The following is a 13,526-nucleotide window of genomic DNA, read 5'->3' as shown; positions in this document are numbered from 1 at the left end:
CTGATGGTTAATCTCAAGATCAACGGGCGCGAGGTCAGCGTCGACGCCGATCCCGACACGCCGCTTCTCTGGGCGATCCGCGACGAGGTCGGGCTGACCGGCACCAAGTTCGGCTGCGGTATCGGCATGTGCGGTGCCTGCACCGTCCACGTCGGCGGACGGGCCACGAGGTCCTGCATCACCGCGCTTGGCGACATCGAAGGCGCTGAGATCACCACGATCGAGGGGCTTGACGCCAACGACAGCCACCCCGTGCAGGAGGCATGGCGCAGCCTGCGCGTGCCGCAATGCGGCTATTGCCAGTCGGGCCAGATCATGCAGGCCGCAGCCCTGCTGACCGATATCCCCGACCCGAGCGACGACGACATCGACGCCGTCATGACCGGCAACCTTTGCCGCTGCATGACCTATCCGCGCATCCGCCAGGCGGTTCGCAAAGCGGCTTCGGCAAACAGGGGGCAGACCCAGAATGGCTAAGAACAAGATCCTTTCGCGCCTCGGCGCCGGCAGCCCGGCAACGGCGCTGAGCCGCCGCGGCTTCCTGATCTCGATGACGGCGGCCGGTGTGGCCTTCGGCTTCCCGCGCACATCCCATGCCGCAATGGACCCAGAGGCCGCCGATGGCGTGCCGATCGAGGCCGTGGGCAAAACCTTCGAGCCGACCATGTGGTATTGGATCGACACCGAAGGCCGCGTGAACGTCAATATCATCCGCGCCGAGATGGGCCAGCATGTCGGCACCGCCATCGCCCGCATCCTTGCGGACGAATTGGAAGTGTCGTGGGACGATGTGCGCATCACCCATGTCGATACGGCCGAGAAATGGGGCACCATGGTCACCGGCGGCAGCTGGTCGGTCTGGCAGAGCTGGCCCGTTTATCGCCAGGCAGGTGCCGCAGGCCGCACGGCGCTGATCGAAGCCGCGGCAGAGCAATGGGGCGTCGATCCCGCGACCTGCACGGCGCGTGACGGCATGGTTACCGATGGCACCAATTCCATCACCTATGCCGAGCTGGTCAAATCGGGCATCACCCGCAGCTTCACCGAGGACGAACTGGCCGCCCTGCCGCTGAAGGCGCATTCCGACCTGCGTCTGGTCGGCAAGGATGTCACCGCCTTGGACATCACCAACAAGACCAACGGCAAGACCATCTATGGTCTGGATGCCAAGATCGACGGCATGGTCTATGGCATCCCGATGCTGCCGCCGACGCGTCTTGGGTCCTCGGTCGCATCGGTGGATGACAGCGGCGCCAAGGACATCAAGGGCTATCTGCAGACGCTGACGCTGGACGATCCTTCGGGGACGGTGCCGGGCTGGGTCGTCGTGCTGGGCGAGACGCTGTTCGCCGCCAAGCAGGCCGCCGATCAGATCACCGTCGAATGGAACGCGGGCGAGACCGCAGGCGTCTCCGAGGCCGACATCCAAGCGCGGTCGCGCGAATTGATCGCCGATGCCTCCAGCGGGGCGATCCTGCCGACCGAGACGCCGGACACCACGCGGGCCTTCCAAGATGCCGTCGATACGATCGAGGCGGAATACACCACCTCGACCGTGCTGCACTTCCAGATGGAGCCGCTGAACGCCACCGTCTTCCGCAATGCGGACGGCATCTGGGAAACCCATGCGGGCAACCAGTGGCAGTCGCTGATCCTGCCGACGCTGTCCGCCGCGCTGGAGGTCGAGCCCGACAAGATCGTCATGCGTAGCTATATGCTGGGCGGCGGCTTCGGACGTCGCCTGAACGGCGATTACATCGTGCCCGCCGCGCTGGCCTCGAAACAGCTGGACGGCAAGCCGGTCAAGCTGGTCTTCATGCGCGAACATGACGTCCAGTTCGACAGCGTCCGGTCGCCAAGCGTGCAGAAGCTGCGCATGGCATTCGACGCCGACAAGCAGGTCATCGGCATGGACCACGATGCCGCAGCCGGCTGGCCCACGGGCGTCATGGCGCCGTCCTTCATGCCCAAGGGCGTGAACGACCAGCCCTATGACGTCTTCGCCATCGACGGTGCAGACCACTGGTATTCGGTCGGTGCGCATAAGGTCCGCGCGATCGAGAACGAACTGGCCAATCAGACCTTCCGTCCCGGCTGGTTGCGCTCGGTCGGTCCGGGCTGGACCAATTTCGCGGTCGAAAGCTTCATGGACGAGGCTGCCGCCAAGATCGGCGTCGATCCGCTGGAATTCCGGCTGCAGCACCTGATCGCCGAGGGCTATAACGCCGGCACAGCGCCCGATTCCGTCGGCGGCGCGTCGCGTCAGGCAAAGGTTCTGGAACGCGTGGCCAAGATGTCGGGCTATGGCACGGCTGATCTGCCTGCCGATACCGCCATCGGCATCGCGACGACCTTCGGTCAAAGCCGCCAGATGCCGACCTGGACCGCAGGTGCCGTGCAGGTGCATGTGGACCGCGAAACCGGCACGGTCGAGGTTCAGAAGATGTGGCTGGCCTTCGATTGCGGCACCGTCGTCGATCCCGACAGCGCCCGCGCGCAATGTGAAGGTGCAGCGCTTTGGGGCCTTTCCATGGCGCTTTACGAAGGGACCGAGTTCGAGAACGGCAACGTCCGCGACCTGAACCTTGGCGGCTATACCCCCCTGCGGATGATCGACACGCCCGAGATGGAGATCGAGTTCATCGACAGCACCGAGGTTCCCGTGGGTCTGGGCGAACCCGGCACCACGGTCGTGGCCCCGGCCATCGCCAATGCCATCCAGGCGGCGGTCGGCGTGCGCCTGCGCCACCTGCCGATGCGCCCCGACGATGTTCTGGCCGCGCTGAAGGTCTGATACCGACCGCAGGCGCCCGCCACCGCGGGCGCCTGCATCAAGCTGTTGACAGTTCCCCCCGAAATCGCGACCCTGCCCGCACGTCAGGGGAGTCCCGCCTTAAGGGGACTGAGAGGCTGAGTGGGGGCAACCCCGGTGAAGCGACCCTTTGAACCTGACCCAGTTTATGCTGGCGTAGGAAGACCAAAGGCAGCTTCCCCAACCCAAGGGGCGGTCCTTTGGGCCGCAAGGTCCGTCACAGGGCCCGCGTGGCCCCTTCATCGCTTGTCTTATCCGGGTCGCCCATTTGTTGCGGGAGACACTGATGAAACCGAACCCCCAGATCACCACCGGCCCCATGCCTGCGTCCAGCAAGCTGTATGTGCCGGGCGACATGCACGATATCCGCGTGCCGATGCGCCGGATTTCCCTGACGGGCGAGGCCCCGCTGACCGTCTATGACAGCTCCGGCCCCTATACCGACGCCGATGCACGCATCGATATTCAGGGCGGTCTGCCTGCGGTGCGCGGGAAGTGGCTTACGGGCAGGGGCGACGCCGAAGCCTACGCTGGTCGTCCCCTGACCGCTGCCGACAACGGTTTTGTCGATGGCAAGCGCCTGACCCCCGCCTTCCCGCATCAGCGCGATCCGCTGCGCGCCACCAAAGGGGCCGTGACCCAGCTGGCCTATGCCCGCGCCGGTATTATCACGCCGGAAATGGAATATGTCGCCATCCGCGAGAACGAAGGCCGCACCGCGGCCTATACCCGCGATGGAGAGGATTTCGGGGCCTCCATCCCCGATCTGGTGACCCCGGAGTTCGTACGCTCGGAAATCGCTCGGGGGCGGGCGGTGATCCCTGCCAACATCAACCATCCCGAACTTGAACCCATGATCATCGGCCGCAATTTCCTGGTCAAGATCAACGCCAATATCGGCAACTCCGCCGTGACATCCTCGATGGAGGAGGAGGTCGACAAGATGGTATGGGCCATCCGTTGGGGTGCCGATACCGTCATGGACCTGTCCACGGGCCGCAACATCCACAACATCCGCGACTGGATCATCCGCAACTCGCCCGTGCCCATCGGGACGGTGCCGCTGTATCAGGCGCTGGAGAAGGTCGGCGGTATCGCCGAGGACCTGACGTGGGAGATCTATCGCGACACGCTGATCGAACAGGCCGAGCAGGGCGTCGATTACTTCACCATCCACGCGGGCGTGCGACTGCACATGATCCCGATGACGGCCAAGCGGGTGACGGGCATCGTCAGCCGGGGCGGGTCGATCATGGCGAAATGGTGCCTGCACCACCACCGCGAAAGCTTCCTCTACGAGCGCTTCGACGAGATCTGCGAGATCATGCGCGCCTATGACGTGACCTTCAGTCTTGGTGACGGTTTGCGGCCCGGCTCCATCGCCGATGCCAATGACCAGGCGCAATTTGCGGAACTGGAGACTTTGGGCGAGTTGACCAAGCGTGCCTGGGCGCGCGACTGCCAGGTCTTCATCGAAGGGCCGGGCCATGTGCCGATGCATAAGCTGAAGGCCAATATGGACAAGCAGCTGGAGCATTGCCACGAGGCGCCGTTCTATACGCTTGGGCCGCTGACCACCGATATCGCGCCGGGCTACGACCATATCACCAGTGCCATCGGGGCGGCGATGATCGGTTGGTTTGGAACGGCGATGCTGTGCTATGTCACGCCCAAGGAACATTTGGGCCTGCCGGACCGGGACGACGTGAAGACCGGCGTCATCACCTACAAGCTGGCGGCCCATGCGGCGGATCTGGCCAAGGGTCATCCGGGCGCGCAGATGCGCGACGATGCGCTGTCACGCGCGCGCTTCGATTTCCGCTGGCAGGATCAGTTCAACCTGGGTCTGGACCCCGACACCGCGCGCGAGATGCATGACGAGACCATGCCCGCCGACGCCCATAAGGTCGCGCATTTCTGTTCGATGTGCGGGCCGAAGTTCTGTTCGATGAAGATATCGCATGATATCCGCGCGACGGCGGAAAAGCAGGAGGGGATGGAGCGGATGGCCGATCTGTTCCGCGAGAAGGGCCAGCTTTACGTTCCAGCCGAGGACTGACCGGGGCGGATCACAGGGCGGCGCCCGTCTTCAGCGGGCGTCGCGACGCAGCGCCTTCGACAGGGCGCCGGTGGGGGGTGCATCCTCGCCGAAGTGGATGCCACCCTCGATATGGCGCAGGTGCCGGTCCAGCAGGTCCTGGGCCGCATCCATGTCGCGGGCCTCGATCGCGTCGGTGATGCGGCTGTGTTCGTCATCGGCGCAAAGCGTGCCGTGGCCGGTGGCGTAAAGCCCGATGATCAGCGAACTGCGCATGGTCAGTTCTTCCAGATAGCGCAGCAGGACGGGATTGCGCCCGATCCGCCCCAACAGCAGGTGGAACCCCCGCGACAGGCGCACGGCGGCGGACCTGTCGCCGCTGCCCCGGGCCAGGGCTTCCTGTGCCAGATGGGCGCGCAGGGCGGCGATGTCATCCGGCGTCGCTTGGCGGACCGCGTTGCGGCAGATCACCACCTCGATGGCGCGGCGGGCCTGAAAGACGTCGCGCGCATCCTCGGGCGTGGGGGTGGCGACATAGGCGCCCCGGTTCGGCAGGTGATCGACCACCTGATAGGCCGTCAGCGTCCCAAGCGCGCGCCGGACATGGGCGCGATTGCAGCCGAACAGATCCGACAAGGCCTGTTCGCCCAGCTTGGTGCCCGCATGCAGGCGCTGGTCGGCAATCGCGTCGAGGATGCTGTCGACGATGACGGTTTCAAGCGGCTTTTCCATTCCCGACAGATTGCACAGCCGATGACCACGCGCAAGAAACATGCGCCTGAAATTTGAGCAAAGAATATATTATCTGATTGTTAACAATCTGTGTTATCAAACTTGCGACTCGGAAAAAGGACGCAAGATGAAACTGGTTGTCATCAACCCGAACTCGACCACCTCGATGACCGACAAGATCGTGGCATCGGCGCGCGCCGTCGCGGGGTCGCAGGTGCAGGTTATCGGCCGCACCGCACATGGCGCCCCCGCCAGCATCGAGGGCCACCATGATGAGGTGATGGCCGCCCCCCACCTGCTGCGCGAGGTGGCGCATGCCGAAAAGGACGGTGCGGATGCCATCGTCGTCGCCTGTTTCGACGACCCTGCGATCGGCGCCTGCCGCGAGATCGCCTCCGGCCCCGTCATCGCCATCTGCGAGGCGGGGATGATGGCGGCCAGCATGATCGCGACCTCGTTTTCCATCGTTACGACGCTGCCTCGCTCGGTCCCCGTGATCGAGGAACTGGTTCGCAGATACGGCCAGGACCACAAGTGCCGCCGCGTCCGCTCGGCCGCCATCCCCGTTCTGGCGCTGGAGGAACCCGGTTCGGACGCCCGCGACCAGGTCCGGGCCGAGATCATGCGCGCCATCGAACAGGACGGCTGCGAGGCCGTGCTGCTGGGCTGCGCAGGCATGGCCGATCTGACCGAATGGCTGACCCTCGAAACCGGCATCCCGGTCATCGACGGCGTGACCGTCGCCACGAAAATGGCCGAGGCGCTTGTGGGCGCCGGGCTGAAGACCAGCAAGATCGGCGCCTATGCGGTGCCCAACAAGAAATAAGACGACCCCAGCTTCCAACAGGGAAAACCGACATGACGTATCAAGACACCGCCGGGGCCGCACCGCCCCATCCGTCCCACGGCAACAAGAGCATCGGTCAGGAGAGCCTGGCGCCGCAGCAGACCCGCATCATGGGGTCGTGGTCCTATCTGTTCGCCTGGTTGGGCGGATGCGTGTCCATCGGCACCTTCACCATCGGGTCGGGGCTGGTCGGCACGCTGAACCTGCTGCAGGTGGTCGTGGCCATCGCCATCGGCTGCACGGTCATCGGCGTCGCGCTGATGATCAACGGGCAGGCGGGGCACCGCTATGGCATCCCGTTCATGGTTCAGGCGCGGTCGTCCTTCGGCTTTACCGGCACGCGCTTGCCAGCGCTTGTCAGATCCGTCCCGGCACTGGTCTGGTTCGGCTTCCAGAGCTGGATCGGGGCAGGGGCGCTGAACCTCGTCTCGGAAACCATGTTCGGCTTTTCCAACATCTGGGCCTTCTTCATCGGCTTTCAGGCCTTGCAGATCGGGCTTTCGGTGCTGGGCTTTCATGGCATCAAGTGGCTCGAGAACATCGGCTCGATCTTCATCATCGGGTCGCTGATCTACATGTTCTTCACCGTCATCGGCAAATACGGCACCCAGATCAGCCAGAACCTGATCAACGTCGAGGGAACATGGGGCGCACCCTTCTGGGGGGCGACGATGCTGTTTCTGGGCATCTATTCGACGATGATGCTGAACGTCTCGGACTACAGCCGCGAACTGCATGACGACGTGGGGCGGGGACGGCAGGTGGCGATCTATGCCAATTCGATCTTGCCCGCGACGCTGTTCATGGGGCTGATCGGGCTGATGGTGTCGGGGGCCACGGGCGAGGTCGATCCGATCAAGGTGTTTTCCAGCGCCGTCGACAACAAGCTGCTGCTGGTGACGACGCTGCTGTTCATCGCCTTCGCGCAGGTGACGACGAACATCCTGAACAACGTCGTGCCGCCCGCCTATGCGTTGATGGACGTCTTCAAGCTGCCGTTCCGCACGGCGGCGGTGCTGGTCGGGCTGCTGGCCTTCGCCACCTTCCCCTGGCTGCTGGTTCGCGACGAAAGCGCGGCGGGGCTGAACCTGTTCATCCAGACCTACAGCGCCTTCCTGGGGCCGATCTTCGCGATCCTTGTCGTCGACTACCATGTGATCCGCGGCCAGAGGTTGAACCTTGCGCATCTCTACGACCCGCAGGGGCCTTATCGCGGCATCAATCCGGCTGCCGTCATCGCGACGGTGATCGGGGTTGGGTTCGCGCTGCTCTTTTCGGGTGTCAGCTGGTATGCCAGCCTGATCCCCGCCGGGGTCAGCTATTACCTGCTGATGAAGACGCTGCCCTCTGCGCGTCGTTTCGCAAGCTGAGGACGGTTGCGCGGGCGGGGGCGACCCCGCCCGTGTGTTCAGATGTCGAAGACCACGCCCTGCGCCAAGGGCAGGTCGCGGGAATAGTTGATCGTGTTGGTCGCCCGCCGCATATAGGCCTTCCACGCGTCCGACCCGCTTTCGCGCCCGCCGCCGGTTTCCTTCTCGCCCCCGAAGGCCCCGCCGATTTCCGCCCCCGAGGTGCCGATGTTGACGTTGGCGATGCCGCAATCGGACCCCTGGGCCGACAGGAAGGCCTCGCTTTCGCGCAGGTCGGTGGAGAAGATGGCCGATGACAGCCCCGCGCCGACGGCGTTGTGATCCGCCAGCACGGCCTCGAAATCGTCGTATTTCATCACATAGAGGATCGGGGCGAAGGTCTCGTGCAGAACGGGGCCGGTCTGGGACGGCATCTCGACCAGGGCGGGGCGGGCATAGAAGGCATCCGGTTCGCCCGCGTCATGGCGCCCGCCGCCATGAACCACGCCGCCTGCCTGAGCGGCGGCCTCCAGCGCTGCCTGCATGGCGTCGAAGGCGGCGCGGTCGATCAGCGGGCCGACCAGCGCGTCGGTGGTCAGCGGATTGCCGATGCTGACCGTCCGGAAAGCCTTGATCAGACGCGGCACCAGATCGTCATAGACGCTTTCATGGACGAACAGCCGCCGCGTCGTCGTGCAGCGCTGGCCGGCCGTGCCCATCGCCCCGAAGGCCACGGCCCGCAGCGCCATGTCCAGATCGGCCGAGGGGCAGACGATGCCCGCGTTGTTGCCACCCAGTTCCAGGATCGAGCGGCCAAAGCGTTCCGCGACCTTGGGGCCGACGATGCGACCCATGCGTGTCGATCCCGTGGCCGAGACCAGCGCCACCTTCGGGTTCTCGACCAGCGCCGCGCCGACCGAGGCATCCCCGATCAGCACCTGCGACAGACCCGCGGGCGCATCGCCGAAACGGTCCATCGCACGGGTCAGGATGGCCTGACAGGCCAGCGCCGTCAGGGGCGTCTTCTCGGATGGCTTCCAGACCACGCTGTTGCCGCAGACCAGCGCCAGCGCGGTATTCCACGACCAGACGGCGACGGGGAAGTTGAAGGCGCTGATGACGCCCATGACGCCAAGCGGGTGCCAGGTCTCCATCATGCGGTGGCCGGGGCGTTCGGTGGCGATGGTCAGCCCGTAGAGCTGGCGCGACAGGCCGGTGGCGAAATCGCAGATGTCGATCATCTCCTGCACCTCGCCCAGCCCTTCCGAGGTGACCTTGCCCGCCTCGATCGACACCAGTCTTCCAAGGGCGGCCTTGTTGCGGCGCAGCTCCTCGCCCAGCAGGCGGACCAATTCGCCGCGACGCGGGGCAGGCACCATGCGCCACGTATGAAATGTTGCCTGCGCCCGGTCGATGGCGGCGGCGGTGGTCGTCGCGTCGTCGCGGGCAAGGCTGGCGATCTGCTGGCCGTTGACGGGGCTGCGGCAGGGCATGTCGCCCGCGCCCAGGGTGGCGGGATCGACGCCAAGGTCGGTCATGAGGGCGTGCACGTCTGCGGTCAGGTCCATGGGTCTTTGGTCTTTCGTTCGGTTGCGGTCGGTCAGGCGGGGGCCATTCCCAGCTGGGCCATGCATCGCGCCAGCGAGGCGTCCTGCAACTGTTGATACAGCGCGAATTCATCCTGCACGGGCGCACCCAGATCGGCCTCGAAGGCGGCGCGATTGGGGTTGGCGGCGAAATCCTGAGCCGCCTCGTCGCCAAGGTTCGACTGGAAGATGCCGGCGGCGCTGACGGGCAGGAAATCCTCGTATGTCAGGGGATGGGCGCGCAGGTGGCCGCTGGCGATCAGAGCCTCGGGGTCGCTGCCGGGGGGGGGGCAGGGTGTCCATGTCCGGCTGAAGCGTGAATTCACAATATCCCAGCCCCTGCTGGCGGATTGCTTCCGCATTGTCGGGGAAATCGGCAAAGCTGGTTTCCAGCGCGTGGATGTATTCGGCGCCATTGCTGCCATCGGCCTTGGGCGTGACCGTGGCGCGGGCACGGGTCAGCAGGCGGTCGTAAAGCGCCTTGCCCTTGGGGGTCAGGGCCTGGCCGCGCGCCTCGATCTCGCCGAAGCGGGCGGTGTGCTGTCCGGGGCTGCCTGCAAAGCTGACCGCTTCGTCCAGCGCCTTGAACGAGGTCTGGCGCAGCAGGATCGGGCAGCGCCGCGCCGGAGGCCCCTCGACCACGGCCTTGGGGGCGATGCCGTGATCGGGCATCATCCGCTGCACGGCGTCGATGTCCAGCGTGCGCGGGGTCAGGTGGTTGATATGGGGGCCGCGGAAGGCCACCACATCGGCCAGCAGGCGGTGCGCGTCATGCAGACGCTGATACATCGCGCGATCGACCGGGGCATCGGCATGCCAGCGGAAGGTCTCCAGCGCCTGCTGCACGAAGGTCGCGGCATCGGCGGGCGAGAGGCCCCCTTGCGCCTCGGCCCGTTCGATCAGGGCGATGCAGGCGTCGGTGAAGATGCGGCGGTTCTGCAGCAATTGCCGGGCTTCCTCGCGCAGCGCCGCGTCCCGCACCAGATCCAGCCGCAGCAGTGATGTGAAGACCCGGAAGGGGTTCGCGTTCAGCGCCTTCTGCGTCAGCGGGCGGAAGGCCGTCGAATGGACGGGAACGCCAGCCTCGGTCAGGTCGTAATAGCCGACCGGATGCATCCCCATCACGGCGAACAGCCTGCGCATCATCGACAGCTCGGCCGGGGTGCCAAGGCGGATCGCGCCGTGGCGTTCATCCGACACGCGCCCCAGCTCGCCCGTGGCCTGCATCCGGTCGCGCAGCTCCGGATCGTCGGCCAGCCGACGGTCGTTCACCTGCGCGACCAGCGTGATCAATTGGCCATAGGCGGGGACCTCGTTGCGATACATGGCCGACATGGCGGCCGAGAACATGGCACGGATGTCGTCGGGGCTGGCATGGTTCGGGCTGTTCATCGGTCTGATCCCCTATGGTGTGCCGCGCTTCCCACCGCCTTGGGGTGTGACCTCCCCGTGCGGCGACACGGGCGCGGAAAATCCGTGACGTTTTCATGAAAATGCCTTTGGTGCTGGCCTGCAACCCCTGTATAGATCTGCCCGAGGTTGCGTCGCCCCAAAGGCGCACGCCCTTGGGCGCCAAGCGGAACGGAACCGGACCGTGCGGCGGCCATCACGCGTCATCCACGGGGATCGATCCGATCATGCCTCATGCCCCTTTGTTGCTCGGTTCGCTGATCATCCTGCTGGCGGCGGGGGGCGCTCATGCGGGGCAGGTCGATTGCCGACAATCCGCGGGTGTCGACCAACGTCTTGCCGGCGGGCTGTGCCAAGCGCTCCGCGGTCTGGAGACGCCACCGGGGCTGCGCCTGCGGGTGCTGGCAACGACGCCATCCTCGATTACGGCGATGCTGGTCACGCCGCAGGGAAAATCGCGTCAGCCGATGCGCTTCAACATCATGGACCGCGATCCCGGCCCCGAGGTCTATTCCGGCTTCGCGCGCGACCTGCTGCGCTTCGGGCTGTCCCAGTAACATTTTTCAGTATTCAGGTATTACCGCATGTGCACCCTTTGCGCCAATTTCCGGCCCTTCGACAAGACCTGCGCCTTCGACACGCAGGCGGACAACGCGCCGATCACCGCGCAGGCCACCATCCACGAGGGCGGGGACGCCGCCGCATCGACGGCCACCACCTATCGCATGACGGTCGAGGACAGCTTTCGTGGCCGGATCGGGGACGTCGGCGACAGCGACTGGATCAGGATTCAACTGCAGGAGGGGCAGACCTATCGCTTCGATCTGATCGGCAATTCGCTGGCCGATCCGATGCTGGCGCTGCACGACCGGAACGGAATACTGCTGGCGGCGAATGACGACATGGGGCCGTCGCTGGACAGCCGCATCACCTTCACCGCATCCGAGAGCGGAACCTATTTCCTGGACGCATCCGCCTATGGCAGCCATACGGGCAGCTATGTCCTGACGGTCGCGGGGGTGCCCAAGCCAGCCGTTTCGGCCATGGCGGATCTGGCGGATTACCTGGTCCAGGGGTACTGGGGCGATGTGGGCCAGCAGGCGCGGGCCTTCGACACCTCGGACGACAACATCATCACGGTCAATCTGACGGGACTGGATGCAACGGGACGCAGCCTGGCGCGGGATGCGATGGCGGCATGGTCCTCGGTCGCGGATCTGCGGTTCCGCGAGACGACGGGCCGCGCCGACATCCGCTTCGATGACGGCGACGACGGCGCCTATGCATGGTCCAGCACCATGGGCCGACGCATCATGTCATCCGAGATCAATATCGACACCGACTGGCTGCGCCGCGAAGGCGGGCAGATCGGGACCTATGGCTTCCAGACCTACCTGCACGAGATCGGGCACGCATTGGGGCTGGGCCATCAGGGCAATTACAACGGTTGGGCAAACTTCGGCACGGATGCGGTCTTTCTGAACGACAGCTGGCAAGCCTCGGTCATGTCCTATTTCTCGCAGTCCGAGAATCCCAACGTCGATGCCACGATGGGTTTCGTGACGACGCCCATGCCCGCCGACATCATTGCCATCCAGGCGCTCTACGGCGTCGCGGGGCAGGGGTCGCTGACGGCTGGCAATACCGTCTTCGGCGTGGGCCATACCTTGGGCGACAGCTGGCTGGGACGGCTGTTCTCGGCCCAGGACGGGAACGGCGACCCGACCGTGCGCGCGGCGCGCAGCGCGGTGATGACCATTCACGACGTGGGCGGCATCGATACGCTGAACCTTGGCAACGATGCGCAGGCGCAGCGCGTGGACCTGCGCATCGGTGCATCCTCGGACGTCTATGGCATGCGCGGCAACCTGCAGATCGCACCCGGCACCGTGATCGAGGTCTATGTGGCCGGATCGGGCGGCGACCTTGTGCGAGGCAATATCGCCGACAATATTCTTGGTGGCCGCGCGGGCGACGATACGCTGCACGGCGCATCGGGCGATGACGTCCTGAACGGTGGTGATGGTGCGGACCGCCTGCTGGGCGGTCTGGGGCATGACCGGCTGTTCGGCAATCGCGGCGATGACGTGCTGACCGACCTGAATGGAAACAATCTTCTGTCGGGCGGTTTCGGCAATGACGATCTGCGCAGCGGCGCGGGACGCGACAGTCTGCATGGCGGTCAGGGCGACGACCTCCTGCGGGCAGGTGGCGGTCGTGACATCCTGACGGGCGGCGCGGGGAACGACCGCATGGCCGGCAACCAGGGCGAGGATCGGCTGTCGGGCGGCACTGGTGCAGACCGGCTGGAGGGCGGCACGGGCAATGACGTTCTGCGCGGCCAGGCAGGATATGACCGGCTGTTCGGGTTTCACGGCAATGACACTTTGGTCGGCGGACAGGGTGCTGACCGCATGGCGGGCGGTCCGGGCGAAGACGTCTTCCGTTTCTTCACCGCCAGCGACAGCCGCCCTGATGCGCCCGACCTGATCGTCGACTTTCAGACCGAGGCCGATGTTGTCGATATGCGTGCGCTCGGGTTGGCCTATGATGGCTGGGACTCGGGCACGGAACCCGCATTGCGCTGGAACCACGCGAACGGTCTGACGTCGATCGAGGTTGATCTGGACGGCGACCGTCAAGCCGACATGGTGATCCGCCTGGCCGGTCTGATCGACCTGCAAGAGGATCACTTCCTGCTTTGAGGTAGGCCATGAAATGATTGCGTCCTACCAATCACCCACCACAGCCG

Annotated in this window: 10 protein-coding genes, 1 pseudogene and 1 riboswitch; of the genes and pseudogenes, 7 read left to right on the top strand and 4 right to left on the bottom strand. The window is 65.3% G+C overall.

Features of this window, described 5'->3' with window-relative positions:
- Nucleotides 1-3: 3 nt before the first annotated feature.
- From DDE75_RS13425 to thiC, 3 genes are all read left to right on the top strand, one after another.
- Nucleotides 4-477 carry a (2Fe-2S)-binding protein gene (locus tag DDE75_RS13425; protein WP_108502882.1) on the top strand — a complete coding sequence of 158 codons (474 nt, stop codon included), beginning with the start codon at nucleotides 4-6 and terminating at the stop codon, nucleotides 475-477.
- Complete coding sequence (locus DDE75_RS13420) at nucleotides 470-2,794, top strand: xanthine dehydrogenase family protein molybdopterin-binding subunit (RefSeq protein WP_108502881.1); 2,325 nt, start codon at nucleotides 470-472, stop codon at nucleotides 2,792-2,794. The genes DDE75_RS13425 and DDE75_RS13420 overlap by 8 nt, the downstream gene beginning before the upstream one ends.
- Nucleotides 2,795-2,869: 75 nt before the next feature.
- A riboswitch (TPP riboswitch) is annotated at nucleotides 2,870-2,992 on the top strand.
- Nucleotides 2,993-3,098: 106 nt separating this feature from the next.
- A complete protein-coding gene (gene thiC / locus DDE75_RS13415; RefSeq protein ID WP_108502880.1) occupies nucleotides 3,099-4,871 on the top strand; it encodes a phosphomethylpyrimidine synthase ThiC in 1,773 nt (590 codons plus the stop codon).
- 30 nt (nucleotides 4,872-4,901) lie between these two features.
- On the opposite strand, the gene DDE75_RS13410 is transcribed toward thiC, so the two are convergent.
- Nucleotides 4,902-5,582, bottom strand: a complete 681-nt coding sequence (locus tag DDE75_RS13410) for a GntR family transcriptional regulator (RefSeq protein WP_108502925.1) — start codon at nucleotides 5,580-5,582, stop codon at nucleotides 4,902-4,904.
- A 127-nt stretch (nucleotides 5,583-5,709) separates the two neighbouring features.
- On the opposite strand from DDE75_RS13410, the gene DDE75_RS13405 reads away from it, so the two are divergent.
- Entirely contained in the window at nucleotides 5,710-6,408 is a 699-nt protein-coding gene (locus DDE75_RS13405) for an aspartate/glutamate racemase family protein (protein WP_108502879.1), read from the top strand.
- A gap of 32 nt (nucleotides 6,409-6,440) precedes the next feature.
- Nucleotides 6,441-7,799, top strand: a complete 1,359-nt coding sequence (locus DDE75_RS13400; RefSeq protein ID WP_108502878.1) for an NCS1 family transporter — start codon at nucleotides 6,441-6,443, stop codon at nucleotides 7,797-7,799.
- A 38-nt stretch (nucleotides 7,800-7,837) separates the two neighbouring features.
- Here the strand turns inward: DDE75_RS13400 and amaB are convergent, their stop codons facing one another.
- From amaB to hglS, 3 genes and pseudogenes are all read right to left on the bottom strand, one after another.
- Entirely contained in the window at nucleotides 7,838-9,316 is a 1,479-nt protein-coding gene (amaB, locus tag DDE75_RS13395; RefSeq protein ID WP_245894752.1) for an L-piperidine-6-carboxylate dehydrogenase, read from the bottom strand.
- Between the two features lie 62 nt (nucleotides 9,317-9,378).
- The gene (locus tag DDE75_RS17810) at nucleotides 9,379-9,726 is read right to left on the bottom strand and encodes a 2-oxoadipate dioxygenase/decarboxylase family protein (protein WP_335672048.1); all 348 of its coding nucleotides are present in this window, start codon (nucleotides 9,724-9,726) and stop codon (nucleotides 9,379-9,381) included.
- A pseudogene (hglS, locus tag DDE75_RS13390) lies at nucleotides 9,725-10,690 on the bottom strand (2-oxoadipate dioxygenase/decarboxylase HglS); the annotation flags it as partial. The pseudogene hglS and the gene DDE75_RS17810, both read right to left, overlap by 2 nt.
- Before the next feature lie 161 nt (nucleotides 10,691-10,851).
- Here hglS and DDE75_RS13385 point away from each other — a divergent pair.
- Both DDE75_RS13385 and DDE75_RS13380 read left to right on the top strand, forming a co-directional pair.
- Nucleotides 10,852-11,331 carry a hypothetical protein gene (locus DDE75_RS13385; protein WP_162799038.1) on the top strand — a complete coding sequence of 160 codons (480 nt, stop codon included), beginning with the start codon at nucleotides 10,852-10,854 and terminating at the stop codon, nucleotides 11,329-11,331.
- 27 nt (nucleotides 11,332-11,358) lie between these two features.
- Nucleotides 11,359-13,479: a M10 family metallopeptidase C-terminal domain-containing protein gene (locus DDE75_RS13380; RefSeq protein ID WP_108502875.1), complete on the top strand. Its 2,121-nt coding sequence runs from the start codon at nucleotides 11,359-11,361 to the stop codon at nucleotides 13,477-13,479.
- The last annotated feature ends 47 nt before the right edge of the window (nucleotides 13,480-13,526 follow it).

It is taken from the genome of Paracoccus indicus, from assembly GCF_003056335.1.
GTDB classification, from domain to species: Bacteria; Pseudomonadota; Alphaproteobacteria; order Rhodobacterales; family Rhodobacteraceae; genus Paracoccus; species Paracoccus indicus.
This window is presented reverse-complemented; position numbering and strand designations above follow the sequence as displayed.

Coding starts and splice junctions, on each gene's coding strand:
- DDE75_RS13410 (WP_108502925.1), bottom strand. CDS start 5,582: ATGGAAAAGCCGCTTGAAACCGTCATCGTCGACAGCATCCTCGACGCG.
- DDE75_RS13400 (WP_108502878.1), top strand. CDS start 6,441: ATGACGTATCAAGACACCGCCGGGGCCGCACCGCCCCATCCGTCCCAC.
- DDE75_RS13385 (WP_162799038.1), top strand. CDS start 10,852: ATGAAAATGCCTTTGGTGCTGGCCTGCAACCCCTGTATAGATCTGCCC.
- DDE75_RS13405 (WP_108502879.1), top strand. CDS start 5,710: ATGAAACTGGTTGTCATCAACCCGAACTCGACCACCTCGATGACCGAC.
- DDE75_RS17810 (WP_335672048.1), bottom strand. CDS start 9,726: ATGCGGAAGCAATCCGCCAGCAGGGGCTGGGATATTGTGAATTCACGC.
- DDE75_RS13425 (WP_108502882.1), top strand. CDS start 4: ATGGTTAATCTCAAGATCAACGGGCGCGAGGTCAGCGTCGACGCCGAT.
- DDE75_RS13420 (WP_108502881.1), top strand. CDS start 470: ATGGCTAAGAACAAGATCCTTTCGCGCCTCGGCGCCGGCAGCCCGGCA.
- thiC (WP_108502880.1), top strand. CDS start 3,099: ATGAAACCGAACCCCCAGATCACCACCGGCCCCATGCCTGCGTCCAGC.
- DDE75_RS13380 (WP_108502875.1), top strand. CDS start 11,359: ATGTGCACCCTTTGCGCCAATTTCCGGCCCTTCGACAAGACCTGCGCC.
- amaB (WP_245894752.1), bottom strand. CDS start 9,316: ATGACCGACCTTGGCGTCGATCCCGCCACCCTGGGCGCGGGCGACATG.